Source organism: Roseobacter sp. GAI101 (assembly GCF_000156335.1).
Classification (GTDB): domain Bacteria; phylum Pseudomonadota; class Alphaproteobacteria; order Rhodobacterales; family Rhodobacteraceae; genus Sulfitobacter.
In genome coordinates this window covers 1,657,311-1,674,105 of sequence record NZ_DS999213.1, presented here as the reverse complement: position 1 = coordinate 1,674,105, position 16,795 = coordinate 1,657,311, and the positions used below count along the sequence as shown (strand labels likewise).

15 protein-coding genes are annotated in these 16,795 nt (G+C 58.9%); 8 read left to right on the top strand and 7 right to left on the bottom strand.

Going from position 1 to position 16,795, the window contains the following annotated elements:
* Nucleotides 1-51 precede the first annotated feature (51 nt).
* A complete protein-coding gene (locus tag RGAI101_RS07855) occupies nt 52-747 on the bottom strand; it encodes a YoaK family protein (RefSeq protein WP_008229238.1) in 696 nt (231 codons plus the stop codon).
* A gap of 432 nt (nt 748-1,179) precedes the next feature.
* Here RGAI101_RS07855 and RGAI101_RS07850 point away from each other — a divergent pair, with 432 nt between their 5' ends.
* A complete protein-coding gene (locus RGAI101_RS07850) occupies nt 1,180-2,472 on the top strand; it encodes a M23 family metallopeptidase (protein ID WP_008226729.1) in 1,293 nt (430 codons plus the stop codon).
* 132 nt (nt 2,473-2,604) lie between these two features.
* On the opposite strand, the gene RGAI101_RS07845 is transcribed toward RGAI101_RS07850, so the two are convergent.
* The gene (locus RGAI101_RS07845) at nt 2,605-2,877 is read right to left on the bottom strand and encodes a metal-sensitive transcriptional regulator (RefSeq protein WP_037227710.1); all 273 of its coding nucleotides are present in this window, start codon (nt 2,875-2,877) and stop codon (nt 2,605-2,607) included.
* A gap of 122 nt (nt 2,878-2,999) precedes the next feature.
* On the opposite strand from RGAI101_RS07845, the gene RGAI101_RS07840 reads away from it, so the two are divergent.
* Complete coding sequence (locus RGAI101_RS07840; RefSeq protein WP_050763250.1) at nt 3,000-3,521, top strand: DUF305 domain-containing protein; 522 nt, start codon at nt 3,000-3,002, stop codon at nt 3,519-3,521.
* A gap of 97 nt (nt 3,522-3,618) precedes the next feature.
* Here RGAI101_RS07840 and RGAI101_RS07835 read toward each other — a convergent pair whose 3' ends face one another.
* Nucleotides 3,619-4,185 (bottom strand): BA14K family protein, encoded by a 567-nt coding sequence (locus tag RGAI101_RS07835; RefSeq protein ID WP_037227707.1) that lies wholly within the window; start codon nt 4,183-4,185, stop codon nt 3,619-3,621.
* A gap of 366 nt (nt 4,186-4,551) precedes the next feature.
* Nucleotides 4,552-5,298 carry an SDR family oxidoreductase gene (locus RGAI101_RS07830; RefSeq protein ID WP_008229146.1) on the bottom strand — a complete coding sequence of 249 codons (747 nt, stop codon included), beginning with the start codon at nt 5,296-5,298 and terminating at the stop codon, nt 4,552-4,554.
* Between the two features lie 107 nt (nt 5,299-5,405).
* Here RGAI101_RS07830 and RGAI101_RS07825 point away from each other — a divergent pair, with 107 nt between their 5' ends.
* Together RGAI101_RS07825 and RGAI101_RS07820 are read left to right on the top strand one after the other, a co-directional pair.
* A complete protein-coding gene (locus RGAI101_RS07825; protein WP_037227705.1) occupies nt 5,406-5,822 on the top strand; it encodes a winged helix-turn-helix transcriptional regulator in 417 nt (138 codons plus the stop codon).
* A 394-nt stretch (nt 5,823-6,216) separates the two neighbouring features.
* Nucleotides 6,217-7,377, top strand: a complete 1,161-nt coding sequence (locus RGAI101_RS07820; protein WP_050763190.1) for a CapA family protein — start codon at nt 6,217-6,219, stop codon at nt 7,375-7,377.
* A 206-nt stretch (nt 7,378-7,583) separates the two neighbouring features.
* Here the strand turns inward: RGAI101_RS07820 and RGAI101_RS07815 are convergent, their stop codons facing one another.
* From RGAI101_RS07815 to RGAI101_RS07805, 3 genes are all read right to left on the bottom strand, one after another.
* The gene (locus RGAI101_RS07815; protein WP_008225195.1) at nt 7,584-8,852 is read right to left on the bottom strand and encodes a membrane protein; all 1,269 of its coding nucleotides are present in this window, start codon (nt 8,850-8,852) and stop codon (nt 7,584-7,586) included.
* Nucleotides 8,849-10,309: a hypothetical protein gene (locus tag RGAI101_RS07810; protein WP_008226060.1), complete on the bottom strand. Its 1,461-nt coding sequence runs from the start codon at nt 10,307-10,309 to the stop codon at nt 8,849-8,851. The genes RGAI101_RS07815 and RGAI101_RS07810 overlap by 4 nt, the downstream gene beginning before the upstream one ends.
* Nucleotides 10,310-10,417: 108 nt before the next feature.
* A complete protein-coding gene (locus tag RGAI101_RS07805; RefSeq protein ID WP_008225297.1) occupies nt 10,418-11,032 on the bottom strand; it encodes a response regulator transcription factor in 615 nt (204 codons plus the stop codon).
* A 244-nt stretch (nt 11,033-11,276) separates the two neighbouring features.
* Between RGAI101_RS07805 and RGAI101_RS07800 the strand changes: the two genes are divergently transcribed.
* The 4 genes from RGAI101_RS07800 (at nt 11,277) to RGAI101_RS07785 (ending at nt 16,787) form a co-directional block, all read left to right on the top strand.
* Complete coding sequence (locus RGAI101_RS07800; protein WP_008227667.1) at nt 11,277-12,668, top strand: WecB/TagA/CpsF family glycosyltransferase; 1,392 nt, start codon at nt 11,277-11,279, stop codon at nt 12,666-12,668.
* Between the two features lie 26 nt (nt 12,669-12,694).
* On the top strand, nt 12,695-13,582 hold the full coding sequence (locus tag RGAI101_RS07795) for a UTP--glucose-1-phosphate uridylyltransferase (protein WP_037227703.1): 888 nt from the start codon (nt 12,695-12,697) through the stop codon (nt 13,580-13,582).
* 103 nt (nt 13,583-13,685) lie between these two features.
* The gene (locus RGAI101_RS07790; protein ID WP_037227701.1) at nt 13,686-14,192 is read left to right on the top strand and encodes a molybdopterin-dependent oxidoreductase; all 507 of its coding nucleotides are present in this window, start codon (nt 13,686-13,688) and stop codon (nt 14,190-14,192) included.
* A 57-nt stretch (nt 14,193-14,249) separates the two neighbouring features.
* On the top strand, nt 14,250-16,787 hold the full coding sequence (locus RGAI101_RS07785) for an ATP-binding protein (protein ID WP_008225851.1): 2,538 nt from the start codon (nt 14,250-14,252) through the stop codon (nt 16,785-16,787).
* Nucleotides 16,788-16,795 lie beyond the last annotated feature (8 nt).

The window sequence follows — 16,795 nt, the reverse complement described above, 5'->3', positions numbered from 1 at the left end:
TACCGAAGGATGCCGATTGTCGCACTCTGGAAATATGCTTTGCTTATGCGGTCAGTTTCTGTGCGCGCGAAGGGCCTCGGGCAAGGCTATTGTCAGCAGCACAATGGCGACGATCACGAAAAGCCAACTCCCGACAAGGTGAAACAACAGCGCGCCGCAGACACCGCCTATGGCAAAGCTGGCAAGGGTCAGACTGTGCAGCCTGACCTTTCGTACCGTGTCCTTCTGCGATCCGTTGTTCCCGAACAATGCCGCCAGTTCGATTCCGATATCGGTTGCCATCCCCGACACATGGGTGGTGCGGACCCGCGCCCGCGAAATCATCGTGGTCACGGCGTTCTGCAGACCCATGACGAAGCTCAGGGCAACAACCAAAAAGGTTTCGTGTGTATTGGCTGATGACAAGGCCAGAGCCATACCCAGTAGCAACAGGATGACGGCTTCTGCGGCGATGGCGAGGGCATAGATCGAGCGGATTTGCCTCTTTTCACCGATCTGTATGGCAAGGGCCGCCATGCTTGCCCCGCCGATAAAAGCCGCTACCAGTCCTATGAAGGAAAGTGATATCAGGATCGCGCCACCTGCAAGGTGGTCCGCAAACGCCGAAATATTGCCTGTCATATTGGCAGTGAACGATCCGGCAATCAGAAACCCGACGGCGTTCAGCGCACCCGCCATCGAGGACAGCAGGCCAGCCAGCACCAGATCAATATTTGACGTCCGATCATCGCCAACCTTAATCAGCACGATGGTTCCTCTTCAGCTCGTTTCGGCAGATCGTAAACGACCCTTCTGTCCGGGTTGTGGTCCTTTAGGGTGTTCAAACTCTTTCTTTTGAAACATGCACCAACACCGGTGATTGACGCCACCACAAACCAGTGTCGAAACTCAAGCATCTGATAAGGCTTCTCGGTTCCCCTGACAGCGCAGCCGTAATTGACCGACCGTGCCGCGCGGGCTTTTGGGGATAGCGCAGGGTGTGGCATTTTCCGATACCGACGGTAACTTTTTGACGTTATCAGCTTCCACCACGATTGCGCGAGACAACGCCGACAGTGATCGCTTGGCGTTGCAAAACCCGGCGTCACGAACCAGTAAGCTCTCAGATGTGCTTGTCGGGATAAAGTCTGATGACACATCAAAATAGCGGACGATAAAATGGCGGACGATGGAGAATAGATGAGGTTGAGATACTGGACAGCCCTTTTGGTCCTCGGGGGCATCACGTTTGTCGTGTCAACGCAATGGGATCGGCAACCCCAAGAGGAAGCCGCTCTTTCTGACAGCGCACCAGCACCGGTTCAGAGTGGTGACGAGCCGAAGAGTGCCCCCATTCAAACGGATGATCCGGTGACCGTGTCGGCTGTACCCAGCACCGAAATGCCGCCCCAGCCCGATGACGCCGTGATCTGGACGCAGGTAATCGGCACCGGCGACAGCCTTTCGGGGCTTCTCTCCGAGGCCGGGCTCGACACCGATGCAAGCACCGAAGTGACCGGTGCGATCGGGTCGCAATACGACCTGCGGCGTCTGAAACCCGGGCACAGTCTTACCCTGACGATAGCCCCCGATGGTCTGCCCCGAACCGCGACGCTCGAAATCGAAGATGGCACGCGAATTCTGGCCACGTTCGGTGCCGTGCCGTCGGTTCAAAAAATGGCACCCGACCTTGATAGCGTGCGCCGGGCGGGGGAAGCCAAAATACAAAGCTCCATCTACGCGGCATTGGATGATGCCGATATTCCGACCAGATTTGCGACGGACCTTGAACTGATCCTTGCCGGAACCTTCGATCTTCGGACCGCTCTCAGCGGTGGAGAGAGCATTCGGTTGCTGTGGCGGGAATACCGGTCCGGCGACCGTGTAGTCGGCGAGCCGACCATTGATTTTGCGCAGCTTGATCTGGCGGACGGGCGCTATGAAATCCTATGGCCGGATGACACATCGCGGCAGACCAGAATCTACAAGGACGGTCACCTTGTGCAGACGTTCGACCAACCGATCCGCGGCGCACGCCTCAGCTCTGCCTTCGGACAGCGGATGCATCCCATTCATGGCTATATGCGGATGCACAGCGGTGTGGATTTCGCGGCCGGACAGGGTGCGGTCGTCGCGGCGACACAATCAGGCAAAATCACCTTCATGGGAGAGCGCAGCGGGTATGGGCTTTTGGTCGAGATGGAGCATGAAGGCGGCACCAACACCCTTTATGCACACCTCAGCGCCGTAAACGAAGACCTGCAAGTAGGCCAACGTGTCGCCGCCGGAACGGGGATCGGCCAGGTGGGATCAACCGGCACGTCAACGGCACCGCATCTTCACTACGAAGTTCGTGTCGATGGCCAGCCTGTCTCTCCTCTCGCCGACACGCGGCTGCGCGGCCCGGGTGGCGGGGCACAGGCCGGGGCATCTCTTGTCCTTATGGACAGCATGCAAAGTGAACTTGACCGGCTGCTTGGATCAAGAGGATAGAGCGACGAGGTCATGAACGTGTCAGAAGTATCAGCCTATCTTTTGCTGTCTCCGACATGATCCTGAGGCGTTTCCTGGCGGATGCGCCTGCTGAACCGCGACAAAGTCGACCCTACGGCGGCGTCCGGTCGGTTACCTCGACGCTTTTTGCAAAAGCCCGATGAGTTCGTTGAATTTCGCTCTCTGCTCTTCCGGATCGCCGCTACTGATCGCGGTTTCGACGCAATGTTCCGCATGGTGCTCCAAGATAAGCTTTTCGACGCCCAGAATGGCCGAACGGATGGCCGCAGTCTGGGCCAGAATATCCATGCAATAGCGATCGGCCTCGACCATGCCTGCTACCCCGCGGACCTGACCTTCCAGCCGTGCCAGCCGGTCCAGTGTCTTCTGTTTGTTCGCTTTCATATCTTGGCAATCCTTGACCATCCGGAACCAATTGCGCCTATATTTGTTATATACGCTATAAGGGTATGCGAAAGCCCGACGCCTGACTTTCATGCGGAGATGATACAATGGAACATCGCAACATGCATCAAGATAGCCACGACATTAAATCCGGTGGGGGATACGGTCGTTTCTTCGCCATGATCGGGGTTTCGACGGTCGTGATGTACGGCTTGATGTACTTAAATACATATGCGCTGGATCACATATTCTTCTCGCAAACCCGCATGTGGATGGCCCTTTATATGGGGGGGATGATGGCGATCATCATGCTTGCCTTCATGCTGGGAATGTACACGAATAAAAAGATGAACACGGCTATTTTCGCGGGCGGTGCAATTGCTTTCGCAGCAGGGGTGTTTCTTGTCCGTTCCCAGGAAACGGTCGAAGATCTTGCTTGGATGAAGGCGATGATACCGCACCATTCCATTGCGATCCTGACCAGTGAACGCGCCGACGTCTCAGACCCGCGTGTGCGTGCCCTCGCGGACGCAATCATCGAGGCACAGCTTGGCGAGATTGCTGAAATGAAAAGATACATTGCGGACATCGAGGTGAATGGCGATGCGCCTGCCGGTACGCCGCGCGACAAGAGCGGCGGTTGAAACGCCGACCAGGAAGTCGTGTTGGACACTGGTCGGCTTGAAGCTGGATGTTCAGCTTATCGGGCAAGCGGAAGCGCTGCGACGCGCGTCGCTGCGGCTAAAGCAGATCGTACGGCGAGTTACAGTATTTCCGCGGACCGTTATAAGGTTGGAAGGTCTTACTCGCACGATCGTAGCTGCGATACCGCTGGGCACACCAGTTGTCATGCGCGGCCATGTTTCCGGCGGGGATGTGGTTCCAATTCCCGCTGGATCGCGGACTTGTTGATCTTTGGTTTTGCTGGTTCAGGATGATCGCCCCAAGCGCGAAGGCTGCCAGCGGAAACCACCAGCCGTCACTGTCACGACGATAGCCCCTTCGGTACTCTCGCGATCCCCGGTATCCTCGTTTGTAGCGCGGGCGATCCCAGTGTCGATCTGCCCGCTGCCGACCTCTTTCATGTCTCCCAAGCCGCCGATCCCTGTCGCGGTCGATATGCCGCCGATAGCGATGGTCCGTCAAAATTACATCGGGAAAAGGGGTGTCTGTCGCCAGATCGATCGGCCTTCCGGTCACCGGGGCCGGTGGCTGAACCTCGATGGCGGCACTTGCATCAGGTGCGATCATCGCCATCACGATAAAGATCGCTTCGACAGTACGAGCCTGTTTGAATATGGTTTTCATTTTGAAAGCTCCTCTTATCCGAGCAGGATTTCTGCGGACCTGTTTGCAAAATGACTGATTTTTGGTCTGTCGGTTTTTTCAACCGCTGTCCGTTGTCCGAACCCCACAGTTGGAAACAGGGTTAGCCGCCACTATCGGGAATGCTATCCCGATAACACAGCTTTCGGTTTGATAAATCTCAACCGACAGTCCCCAATTTTAACACCATAAGTTGTGCAACGTCGGTGTCTTGCGCGATGAACGGCGCATTCTGTCGAAAGAATGCGCCATGCAAAGCCAAGCCAGACCATGCACCACCATTCTAACCCGTTTCGGAGCGCGGCCCGTAGAGGTGTTCTGGCCCGTGCTGCGCGCCGCAGGCACCGTTCAGCCGTTGATTGCGACAAAGGCAGCGCCATAGCGTCCTTCGGCCTCGGCGTTGCGTTGGAAACCGACGCGGCTTACCAAGATTTCGTCCGGAACGTCGTCGCGCGACATGATATCCAACACTTCATCGGTGAAGTCCCGCAGCGGCATTGCGGCGGCAACCTTCGACTGGCCGGGGGTCAGTTCGGTTGCGACCAACGGCGGCGCGATCTCGTGGACGGCAACCTTGGTTCCGCGCAGTTGGTGACGCAGTGCCTGCGTCCAGGAATGGATCGCCGCCTTGGTCGCAGAATAGACGGGGTTCGATGCCTTGGGCACGAAGGCCAGCCCCGACGAGACCGTGATAAGCGCCGCCTCTGGACGGGATTGCAGATGGGGCAGCAGCGCAGCGGCAAGACGGATCGGCGCAACAAGGTTGGTGGCAATGGTGCGCTCGGCAGTGTCAAGCTCGACCGGGTCGGTCGTGTAGTCTTCGGCTTCCATGATGCCCGCATTCAGGATGACGGTGTCAAGGTCGGGATGCGCGGCCAATACCCCGTCCGGGAAGGCCGAAAGGGCAATGTCGTCCATAACATCAAGGACATAGCCGGTCATCTCGGGATTTCGATCCAGAACCGTCTGCAAGCTGTCCTGCTTGCGGCCCGTTATGATGACGCGGTTGCCCAAGGCCTGGAGGCCCTCGGCCAGCGCCTGGCCGATGCCGGAGTTGCCGCCGGTGATAAGAATTGTTCGGTTGGTGAAGGTCATGAGAGTTCATCCTTTCAATTGACTGGTCCGAACATGTCACTCGTGCTATTTTTCAGAAAGTAGGCACCCGAAATATTTATACTTACCAAAAAGAGAGTGTGGGTTTCATGACAGACGGATCGCTGCGGCAAGAGCTGCTTGGACTTCAGGCCAACAACCCGGCCGTCGATCGTCTGGTGGAAGAGATCATCGGCCGCGTCGCGGACAAGTGGACGATGCTTCTGATCGAAATCCTGACGGAGCAGGAATGCTGTCGTTTCGGTGAACTGGCGCGCGCCTGCACCGGGATCAGCCAGAAGATGCTGACGCAGACGCTGCGGGCGATGGAGCGTGACGGTCTGGTCACGCGCAAGGTCTATGCCGTCGTGCCCCCGAAGGTGGAATACCGTCTGACAGACCTCGGTCTGGGTTTGAGCAAGGCATTCTGCGGCGTCTGGCTGTGGGCCGAAGGAAATCTGGAAATGATCGAGCAGGCCCGCAGGTCTTATGCCGAAAGGCAAGCCGCCGAAGGGACATCTGCCTAGGGCCGATCCTGTTGCAGGCCATTTCTTGATTTGAAGGGGATAGCGCATCGTCGGCCAGCTCCGTGAGGCTGCTCTATGGTACGTCTGTCGCCAGGGGGAACTTGGCAGGTGGGTTCTATCCCAAGCTGAACTCCTTTCTGTCTGAGAATTCGCAGGCTCTCATCAAGCGGGAAGGGCACATCGTTCAGTGCTTTTCGCCACGCTTGCGGTGCTTCGCACCGGTTCTTGAGGGAGCATATTTCCAGCGGTGCCATTGACCGTGATCAAGGCGGAGCGTGCCGGATGTTGAATAGTGCCGTATGGCCAGCGATTATCCCTTTTCAGCTCAAATACTGCGCGGCGGCATGCCGGAAAGTGCTGCAAAGCGACCCTCCGCCCAAATGTGGTGGCACGGATGAGCCGCCCTCCAGACTGTCTGCGGCTCTTTCTCGCCGGTGACGTGATGCTTGGCCGCGGGATCGATCAGATTCAGCCGCAGTCCTGTGACCCCCGACTTTTCGAAGGATATGTCACCTCTGCACAGGACTATGTCACGCTTGCCGAACGTGCGAGTGGCACGATCCCGCGCCGGGTCGATCCGGGCTATGTCTGGGGCGATTTGCTGGCCGACCTTGATGCGCGGGACGTGGATTTGAGACTGGTGAACCTCGAGACGGCAATCACGTCCGGCGGTGCGCATGACCCGGACAAGGGCATCCACTACAGAATGCATCCTGCGAATGTGGCGCTGTTGACGGCCGCCAGGATCGACGGTGTCACGCTGGCCAACAACCATGTGCTGGACTGGGGGCAGGCAGGGCTTGCTGATACGCTCGCCAGCCTGGACCATGCCGCGATCCTGCACGCGGGCGCGGGACGGGATGACGCAGAGGCGTTCGCGCCGCAGTACCTGCCGATCGCGGGCGGGGGGCGACTGGTGGTGCTTGCCGTTGCGCTTGAAGATGCCGGGATACCCTTGTCCTGGAAGGCCGGTCCGAACCACCCCGGCGTGGCGTACCTTGAGCCGGACGAGGTCGTCGCCCGAGTGGCGGCGCAGCTTGGGCAAGTCCGGCGGCCCGGTGACATTTTTGCGCTCTCGATCCACTGGGGTTCCAACTGGGGCTATCCGATTGCCCCGGTCCATCGCGCAATCGCCGAAGCGGTGGTGGCGCAAGGTGTCGATATCGTCTTCGGTCATTCCTCGCACCACCCGCGCGCGGTGGTCGTACGGTCGGGGCGGCTTGTGCTTTTCGGGGCGGGCGATCTGGTCAATGACTACGAGGGGATTGGCGGCAAGGATGGGTTTCGCCCCGAGCTGGTCTTGGGGTATGTGGCCGATATCCGGCGTGATACAGGCGCGCTGATGGCGCTGGAAATGTTGCCCTACCGGCTCCATCGGTTCCGGCTTGAAAGGGCTGACGAAGAAGGGCGCGGCTGGCTGGCGCGGCGCATGGATCACGAAGCGCGCCTGTCCGGCGGGCGGGTGGTCGAGACCCCGGAGAGGACCCTTCGCCTTGAATGGGACCAGGACGCGGCCGGGCCGGAAGGGCCGTTCAAGAGACTGTCTGGACATTGATGAAACTGTCAGCCCAGAGTGCCAGAAACAGCTGGTATTTGGGTTGTCAGCAGACAAGGTGCGGCAAGATTTCGGTACCGCTAGGCCAACATCCTGTTGTCAGCTTTTGCGCTGATCAAGGTTCGGATCGTGTGCTTGGCTGTTTCCGGTGAAAGCTCGCGTTATGATTAAGAACAGACCCGACGGGATGCACAACTCCGACCCCGTTACCCGCCTTCCGAGCTTTGCGCGACTTCGCGCAGGTGGACGCCAAGCAGGACAAGACCGGGCCACAGCATATAGGCTTCGATTTCAAGGTTTTCGCCAAAGGACAGCAGGACAATTGTCATCAAGATGCCCATGGGCAGCCGTCCCCGGGGGTGTCGTGCGGCGTCCATCATCGCAAAGCATGTGTGCCAGACCATCGGGACAAGCAAGGCTGCGAACCCCACAATGCCTTTGACAAACAGCAGGCCGAACCAGGTATGGTGACTGCCGATGGGCATGTATTCAACCGCATGCGACCCAGGCTGCACCGTGCCATGGCCGAACCAGACAGCCTCGTTCTGCCAGCGCTCGCTTGCGATCCGTTGCAGGGTTTCGCGTACGCGCGTGCTGTCTGCGCGCGCCCCTTTGAACGTTGATACCGCGTCCCGCGCCAAAGTCATCATTGTGGTCCCCAAGACGGCCAGCGACGCTGTGAGGGCCGCCGTCACATGCCATGCCCAACCGCGCATCAGCAACGGCATCATCCGCGGGGCGATGGTACACGCAACCAGCCCCACCAGCCCCATGCGCGACTTGGAGGCAAGGATCATCAACAGTCCGGCCCCGACGCCCGCCAGCATCCATTTGCGTTCCTTTTCTTCGAGCGCGAACAGGACCATCACAACCCCCAGCAGGGCGGCGAAGGGCGACCACGGGGCGTAGAACTGCCAGCGCGGTGTCCAGGACGCGGGATCGAAGGTGAACAGAAAGACCGAGAAATACTCCGGCCCTGGCCCGCCAACGGCCTTGAGCGGTGAGGTGAAGATGCGTTCGGGCAGGCCGATATAAGGGGCTGCCAGCAGGAGAGGGGCCACCGCCAGGGTCCATGCCCCGATGACGCATTGCCCACGGATCAAGATTGCGCGACGGATCGGCAAGACGGCTCCGATCAAGGGGAACAAGGCCAAAAGCGCCCAGCCCTTGGCCCAGCCAACGGACGACTTGATCGTTTGCTTGGTGCCGAGACCCCAATCAAGATGCCCGACCCACAAGGCGACAAGCATGACGAACATGGCGATGAACCAACACCAGACCAGCGGCGGCACGGTACCTGTAACCCGCAGATCGCTGCGCATGGCGGGGCCAAGATACAGGGCAAGCGCTGCAAGCCCGCCCAAGACCCAGGCCAGAACCGGGCCGACGAGGTAAAGCGCGCCAATCGCATAAAGCGGCCATGTATAGATCATCGCCTTGTAGACCATGCGTTCGGCGGGGTTTTGCGGTGTCATGCTGCGGCCTTGCCTTGGCCCAGAAGCCGCCCGATCAGCGCCGAGCGCATCCATCCCAGCAAAAGACCGATCAGCATCATCAGGGTCGCGGCCCCGCCTGCCGCGATGGCCAGCTTGCGATTGGGCGAAGAGGGTCTGTCGGGCAGGGATGGGTTCTCGAGTACCTGAACCAGGGGATAGGAGGCGTAGACATCCGATTTCGTTGATTGCGTACGGGCGATGGCGGTTGCAAAGACCGCCTCGGCCACCGAGAAATCCCGCTGGAGATCCTGAAGCCGTGCCGCCGCAGCTGCGAGGTTTCGTTGCTTGGTCGAATCTTCCAGTAGCCGGGCCTTCAGTGTCTCGTATTGCTGGCTGGCTCCGGATCGTTCGGTATCCATGCGCACAAGCTGGGCTAGAAGCTCTGCTCGCGCGCCGGCAGGTGCCAGATCGAGATTGCCCAACCGGGCCGCGTTCAAGCCTGTGACCTGAACCGCCTGTCCCAAAGCGGCTGCAGTTGCGGCGGCATGGGCCGCGCGCGCATCCTGCACTTTCGGGTGGCCTTCGCCGTACAAAGAGCGTGCTTCGGACAGCTTGGCGGCGTGGATGCCCATTTCGTCCGTCAGGGCGATAAACTCTGCGTCCGCATAGATCTTGAGGGTCGTTGCCGCGTCTGCCGCAGGAATGCCAAGTGTGGCTTCCAGTGCCGCAACGCTTTGTGTTTTCTCGCCAAGGGTTGCTGCAAGGTCCTGCACCCGGATTTCCAGCAGACGTGTCGTTTCGACGATGGCATCGTATTGATCACTGGAAATCAGCCCGGTTTCCTTTTGAAGCATGGCGATGTCCGCACGCGTCGCGGCGACTGAATTGCGATAGTCTTCGATCGCGGCTAGGCCGCTGTCTTCGCGTGTGTTCTGCTCATCCGCGCGCAGGGCATCCAGTTCGGCGAAAAACGCGGCCAGCAACGCTTCCCCGCGTGCCTGCGATTCCTCTGCGCTGCCGCCTGTGATCTCAAGCTGGATCAGGCTGGTTTGATCGACCAGATTGATCCGGGGCCTGCCAAAGGCCTCACGGCTCAGTCCCATCGAGGTCGCGGCTGTCTCGAGGATCCGGTCTGCCCCGATCAGACGTTTGTAGGTCTCTGTCGGGCTTACCGAATTGCTGGAAAACGCCGAGTTCGCATAGGAGGATGCCTGGCCAATGCCATTCAGGTTCAAGGACGCCGATGCGCCCGAGCCCGGCAGGATCAACGAGGTATGAGATTTGAACGACAGCGGAGCCGTTCGCAGGTAGCCGGTGATCGGTGCCCAAATCATCGTCCCGCCAAGCACGGCAAAGGCCAGATAGCGCGGAAAGCGCCCCATATCACTGATCTGACCGCCTGCCAGAATGCGCCGCAGACTGGGCCGGCGCTTTTTCGGGCGGCGCAGTTTGTAGATCGAACCGTCGTGGGGGGCAAAGCCATCTTGAAGTGTCATCGGGCATCTCCTTTGCCCGAACTCTATACTGTGGTGGCTCATCGTGCTTGCGCGCGCACGGGTTGGTCAGCGGGACATTCGCAAATTCCGCTTATCCGTTCGGATAGGTCAGAAAAGCCCTGCTTCGCGCGCGATCAGCGCGGCCTGGGTGCGATTGGCGGCCCCGACCTTGCGATACAACGTCTTCATATGCAGCTTGACCGTGGGCTCTGATATATCCAGGTCACGCGCGATTTCCTTGTTGGCCTTGCCCTCTGTCAGCCCCTTGAGAACCTGAAGCTCGCGCGAGGACAGCTTTTCTGCCAGCGGATGGGTGGGCGTGTCATCCACGGCAGTCATAAAATCGACGGGGGCATATTGTTCGCCCATCGCCATGAACTTCACGGCATTGATCATGGACTTGGCCGGAAGCGTCTTGGGGACGAACCCCGCGGCCCCGGCATCAAGCGCCTGTTCGGCAATCTCGCGGGTGGCTTCACCGGACAGCAGGGCAACCCGCTGACCATCCTTGAGGGTCAACGCATATTTCAGCCCTTCCAGACCGTTCATCCCCGGCATGTTGAGATCCAGCAGGACAAGATCAAACCGTTCTTCATCCCCGATCAGCTTGCACGCCCCTGCCAGATCAGCGGCGGTGCTGGTTTCGATATCGCCCTGGGCCTGTAAAAACATAACCAAGGTATCGCGCAGCAGAACGTGGTCGTCAGCGATCAAAACCCGCATTTATGTCTCCCCATCATTCCACAACACTTAAACTGTGAATGAGATTGTTGCACGGCAAATTTCAGGCACAACAATGGCAAGAAGAGAGCGCGTTCGAATAGATACCTCTACGTTCGGATAGAATCTGGAACCGCAAGAAAGGTTTCGTTAACCAATGTTCCGCGCGTCTGTCCGTCCGCTCTGTTGAGCGAATGCCCGGCATCGGTCAGCTTGAGACAACTTCTTTTTCTCAAGGACTTGCCCCATGAAACACATCAACTTCGGCTTTGGCACCCCGGTACCTGCGGCCCTGAAAATGCAGCGCCTGCCCACGAAAAAAATCCCTGCTTTGGGACTGGATTTGGTTGATGCGACGCCGGATCAGGTGGTGTCGGTGTTGTTGGCTCCGGGCCGACGCCGTTCGTTCTTTATTAACGCTCACTGCTTTAACGTACTGCGCCGTGATTCTGACTACTCGGATGCGGTGGCGGCGGCGGATGTCGTTCTGCCGGATGGCATCGGTGTCGAACTTGCCGCGAGGATGACCGCAGACCGGTTGACTGCCAATCTGAATGGCACCGACCTTGTGCCGCACCTGCTGAAGGAAGCAGCCCGCATGGGCAAATCGGTTTTTCTGTTCGGCGGGGCACCGGGCACGGCAGAGGCCGCCGCAAACCGGCTGATCCGTTCGATCCCGGGGCTTTGTGTGGCGGGAACACGCGACGGGTTCAACGGGGCGTCCGATCCCGACGCCGTCATCAAGCAGATCAACGAAAGCGGCGCGGATATCGTGCTGGTGGCACTTGGCGTCCCCCTGCAAGAGCTGTGGTTGCACAAGCATGCACACCGCCTTGACGCGCCGCTGACCATGGCCGTCGGCGCGCTGTTTGATTTCCTTGCCGGTAGCGTATCGCGGGCCCCGAAATGGGTGCGCCGCGCAAGGATGGAGTGGATCTGGCGTCTGGCGCAGGAACCGAAACGTCTGGCGAAACGCTATCTTGTCGGCAACGCGACGTTTCTGGCTCATGCGGCAAAAGGTGCTGTCTTGCAGATGCCTGTTGCAGCCATGCAGCGGCGCTTCCTTGATATCACAGTGTCTGCAACTGCCTTGGTCGCGCTTTCGCCGCTATTGGCGATCACGGCGCTTGCCATCAAGGCCGACAGCCGCGGGCCGGTCTTGTTCAAACAAAAGCGGGTCGGGCTGAATGGCAATAGCTTCACGATCTTCAAGTTTCGGTCGATGGCGCAAGACGCAGAAAAGCGGCGCGACGGGTTGATCGCGACATCCGACCGCGAAGGCGTCTGCTTCAAATCCCGGACCGACCCGCGGGTGACGCGCGTCGGCCGGATCATTCGGCGCTTTTCCATTGATGAGCTGCCGCAGATATTGAACGTGCTGCGCGGCGACATGGCGATCGTCGGCCCGCGCCCTGCCTTGCCCTGTGAGGTTTCCGAATACCCCTCGCGGGCATTGGGGCGACTGGCGGTCAAACCCGGCATCACGGGGCTTTGGCAGGTATCCGGTCGCGCGACGATCGGATTTGACCAGATGGTCGAAATGGATCTGTCCTACGCCGCATCACGGAACCTTCTGCTGGACCTGGTGCTTATCCTCAAAACCTTCGGTGCCGTCACATCTGGCCGCGGCGCATACTGACCCTCTCATTGAAAAGGACCACGATCATGACACATATCCGCAAAGCCGTTTTCCCCGTTGCCGGCATGGGGACCCGTTTTCTGCCCGCCACAAAATCCATTCCAAAGGAAATGCTGCCTTTGGTGGATCGCCCGTTGATCCAATATGCCGTGGACGAAGCGCGCGCGGCCGGGATCGAGGAGTTTATTTTCATCACCGCCGCCGGCAAAGGGGCGCTGGAGGATTATTTTGATACCGCGGCCGCGCTTGAGCAGCGTCTGGCGATGAACGGCAAGACAGATGCGTTGGCCGCCCTTGACCGTACCCGCATGTCAGAAGGGTCACTGGCTTTCGTGCGGCAGAATAATCCTTTGGGGTTGGGACATGCAGTCCGTCTGGCCCAGCGACTTGTCGGGGATGAACCCTTTGCCGTGCTCTTGCCGGATGACGTGATCCGGTCCCCGCAAGGTGCGCTTGGCCAGATGGTTGACGCTCATGCCAAGCATCGCGGACATATGGTTGCGACGATGGATGTTCCGCTAGCTGCGACGTCGTCTTATGGCATCCTTGATGTGGCGCAGACCACGGGGCGGCTTTCTCAGGCGCGGGGCCTGGTCGAAAAGCCCGGGCCCGCGCGCGCGCCGTCCACCAGCGCTGTCATTGGCCGCTATATTCTGGAGCCGTCCATTTTTGAACGCCTTGCCAATCTGGGACCGGGGGCAGGGGGCGAACTGCAACTGACCGATGCGATCAATGCAGACGTAGAGACGGCAGGTGTCAACGGCTACCGCTTTGACGGCGAACGGTTTGACTGCGGTTCGGTTCAGGGCTTTGTCCAGGCGACGGTCGCATTTGCGCTGGACCGCCCTGAGCTGCACGGCGACCTCTCGGCTTTTTTGGACACCTGCACTGCGCCCGCCCGCCAAGTGGCATGAAGCCGGGTTTCTATCCGAAAGGATAGGAGCCTATCCGTCTTACCTGATGTCTGGCCGTCAGTTTCATGCGATACGACTGTTAAATCTGGAAAAGGACGTTCCCATGCTTCGCTCCATCTTTTACGCCACTGCCCTTGCGGCTCTGGTTTCCGCGCCTGTCTTCGCACAGGACCTTGCCACGCCCACGGGTGATGTGCTGCTCACCGTGTCGGGGCTTGTCGAAAATACGAATGTCGACGGCACCGCACAGTTCGATCTTGAGATGCTGGAAGCGCTCGACGGTGAGGAGATCGAGACATCGACCATCTGGACCGAGGGAACCCACACGTTCAAGGGTGTGTCTTTGTACGTTCTGGTCGACGCCCTTGGGATCACGGGGGAAAATCTGCGCGCGACTGCGATCAACGATTATGCCGTTGATATTCCGATCTCTGACGCGGTTGAAAACGGGCCGATCATTGCCTATCGCATGGACGGTGAAACGATGTCGGTGCGCGACAAGGGGCCGCTCTGGATCATCTACCCCTATGATGACGACGCGGACTACCGGTCCGAAGTGATCTATTCGCGCAGCATTTGGCAACTCGACCGGGTCGAAGCATTAGAGTAACCCTGTAGCAACCCGGTGTCAGGCAACGGGTTGCTGCCCAGACACAGGAGCATCAGAATGTCCCGTTTGAAAAGCTCCTCCGTCCGCGCACGTCTGATCGCCTTTGTTCTGCTGGCGGCCATTGTCCTTTCGGCGGCGATCTTTCTGTCCACCAACGTCATACGGGATTTGCGGCTGTTGAATTCCGCAAGTTCCGACAATGTGCAATGGACCCTTTCGCAAACCGAGGTTGAATTTCTCGAGTTCGAAATGGACCTCGTCACGAAATTGAGAGACCCCGAGCCTGACCTGGGAACCCTCCGGCGGGAATTCGATATCTTTTACAGTCGCATTACCACGCTGCGGCAGGCATCCATTTATGCGCCGCTGCGCGAGCTACCGGACTTTTCGCGCAACCTCAGGATTGTCCAGACCTTTCTGGACCGCGCCGTACCCCTGATTGATGCCCCGGATGCCGAATTGATCCAGGCATTGCCATCGCTGATCGATCTGACCGCCGACACAAGGGCGAATGTTCGACGCCTCTCGAACTCCGGGCTGAACTTTTTTGCGAACGACGCGGACCAGCGTCGACAGGCCGTGGCCAGGACGCTGACGCAGATGGCGGCCGGTGTCAGCATTCTGATCGTGGCCCTGCTGATGTTTGCAGTCTATCTTGGCTATCTGAACAGCCAGAACATCAGGCGGCGGGCCGAGGCGATCGAGGCCAGCAGGCGTATGAACATTGTGACGGGTACCGCATTGGACGGCGTCATCGTCAGCGACGAAAACGGCCTGATTTTGGAATTCAACGCGGCAGCAGAGCAGATCTTTGGCCACGCGGCCAAGGACGCCATCGGTCGCGATCTGGGCGCGCTGATCGTGCCGGATCACCACCTTGCTGCGCATGAATCAGGCATGAAACGGATACGTGAAGGCGGTGAACGAAGAGCCGTTGGAAAGGGCCGGATCAAACTGGAAGCCAAGCGGTCGAACGGCGAAGTCTTTCCCGTCGAATTCGCGATCCAATCTGCACAGACAGATGAGGGTGAAATCTTTGTGGCGTTTTTACGGGATATTTCACATCGCGTAGAGGCCGAGCGTGAATTGGTGATGGCCCGCGACCGTGCCTTGGCCGGGGAAAAGGCCAAGACCGACTTTCTTGCCACAATGAGCCATGAAATCCGAACCCCGTTGAATGGGCTGCTGGGCAATCTTTCCTTGCTGCACAACACGCGCCTCAGCGCGAAACAGGCCAGTTTCGTCAAGAACATGGACACGTCCGGCAAGCTTTTGATGAGCCATATCACCGACGTTCTCGACATCACCAAATATGATGCAGGCAAGCTCAGGCTCCGGTCCGTCGCAATGAACCTGAGCACGTTGCTGCAAGACATCGTCGACAACCAAAGCGGTGCCGCATCGGCCAATGATACGACGCTTGAATGGGGCTGGATTGGCCCAAGAGTTGACTGGATTCTGGGGGACCCGGACCGGATCCAGCACATCTTGATGAATGTCATCGGGAATGCGGTCAAGTTTACCCATGGCGGACGGGTCGCGGTTGAAATGTCGGTGAACGGCGCACCTGATGCTGATCCGGTTTTGCAGATTAGCGTGAACGATACAGGCATCGGGATGGATCCTGACCTTCAGGCGCATATCTTTGAAGATTTCCTGACGGGCGACACGTCTTACGAGCGTACCGTCGGCGGTACCGGTCTTGGCCTCGGCCTCGCGCAACGCTTTGTTAAGGCCCTTGGGGGCAGTATCGAGGTCGAAAGCGAGAAGGGGGAAGGGAGCACGTTTCGGATATTCTTCCCGATTGCGCCGATATCGCCCCCTGATGTCACCGCCGAAAGGCGTCCGGGCAAGAAAAACCTGCGTCCCAGCCACATCTTGCTGGTTGAAGACAACGAGATCAATCGCGTGGTGGCGCGTGAAATGCTGAGCGGTGCAGGCCACAAAGTGACCGAAGCACCGAACGGGCAAGTGGCCGTGGATCTGGCTGCGGTCAATAGCTTCGATCTAATCTTGATGGACATCAGTATGCCGGTCATGGATGGCCGTGCGGCGACAAGGGCAATCCGCGCAGGTCACGGCGTGTGCGCCAAGACGCCGATTATCGCGTTGACCGCCAGCGCAATGGCAGATGAGCAAGAGGCATTTTTGGCAGACGGCATGAACAACATCCTTACAAAACCGCTCTCGCAGGAAAGCCTGAACCGTGTTCTGGCCAAGCATGTTCCGGGGCAGGACGGTGCAGCACCGGATGCCGGCAACCAGGCTTCCGCTTTTGAAGCGACATATCTGGATGATCTGCGCGACACCTTGGGTGTCGGCGCGCTGAAATCTCTTCTTGAGCGGTTCAAGCAGGAAGTTGACGGCACGCTCGATTTTCTTAATGACCCCGCGGGTCATTCGTTTGGTGAAATCGCATCACAGGCGCATCGCATCGCCGGAAGTGCCGCGATGTTTGGCGCGACAGCCCTTCGTTCTGCCCTGATCGAAGTCGAACAGGCGGCCAAGAGGAAAGACCAGGCACGAATGGAAGGCGCAATCGCGGTCTTGCCAGAGGTTTGGCGCGTCACCCGTCCGCTAATTCAACCCGAGTGACGGCGCTG

What these genes read in the sequence shown, in the direction of transcription:
- RGAI101_RS07850 (WP_008226729.1), top strand. Translation starts at nt 1,180, where the DNA reads ATGAGGTTGAGATACTGGACAGCCCTTTTGGTCCTCGGGGGCATCACG.
- RGAI101_RS07790 (WP_037227701.1), top strand. Translation starts at nt 13,686, where the DNA reads ATGCTTCGCTCCATCTTTTACGCCACTGCCCTTGCGGCTCTGGTTTCC.
- RGAI101_RS07845 (WP_037227710.1), bottom strand. Translation starts at nt 2,877, where the DNA reads ATGAAAGCGAACAAACAGAAGACACTGGACCGGCTGGCACGGCTGGAA.
- RGAI101_RS07805 (WP_008225297.1), bottom strand. Translation starts at nt 11,032, where the DNA reads ATGCGGGTTTTGATCGCTGACGACCACGTTCTGCTGCGCGATACCTTG.
- RGAI101_RS07810 (WP_008226060.1), bottom strand. Translation starts at nt 10,309, where the DNA reads ATGACACTTCAAGATGGCTTTGCCCCCCACGACGGTTCGATCTACAAA.
- RGAI101_RS07835 (WP_037227707.1), bottom strand. Translation starts at nt 4,185, where the DNA reads ATGAAAACCATATTCAAACAGGCTCGTACTGTCGAAGCGATCTTTATC.
- RGAI101_RS07820 (WP_050763190.1), top strand. Translation starts at nt 6,217, where the DNA reads ATGAGCCGCCCTCCAGACTGTCTGCGGCTCTTTCTCGCCGGTGACGTG.
- RGAI101_RS07785 (WP_008225851.1), top strand. Translation starts at nt 14,250, where the DNA reads ATGTCCCGTTTGAAAAGCTCCTCCGTCCGCGCACGTCTGATCGCCTTT.
- RGAI101_RS07800 (WP_008227667.1), top strand. Translation starts at nt 11,277, where the DNA reads ATGAAACACATCAACTTCGGCTTTGGCACCCCGGTACCTGCGGCCCTG.
- RGAI101_RS07830 (WP_008229146.1), bottom strand. Translation starts at nt 5,298, where the DNA reads ATGACCTTCACCAACCGAACAATTCTTATCACCGGCGGCAACTCCGGC.
- RGAI101_RS07840 (WP_050763250.1), top strand. Translation starts at nt 3,000, where the DNA reads ATGCATCAAGATAGCCACGACATTAAATCCGGTGGGGGATACGGTCGT.
- RGAI101_RS07795 (WP_037227703.1), top strand. Translation starts at nt 12,695, where the DNA reads ATGACACATATCCGCAAAGCCGTTTTCCCCGTTGCCGGCATGGGGACC.
- RGAI101_RS07825 (WP_037227705.1), top strand. Translation starts at nt 5,406, where the DNA reads ATGACAGACGGATCGCTGCGGCAAGAGCTGCTTGGACTTCAGGCCAAC.
- RGAI101_RS07815 (WP_008225195.1), bottom strand. Translation starts at nt 8,852, where the DNA reads ATGACACCGCAAAACCCCGCCGAACGCATGGTCTACAAGGCGATGATC.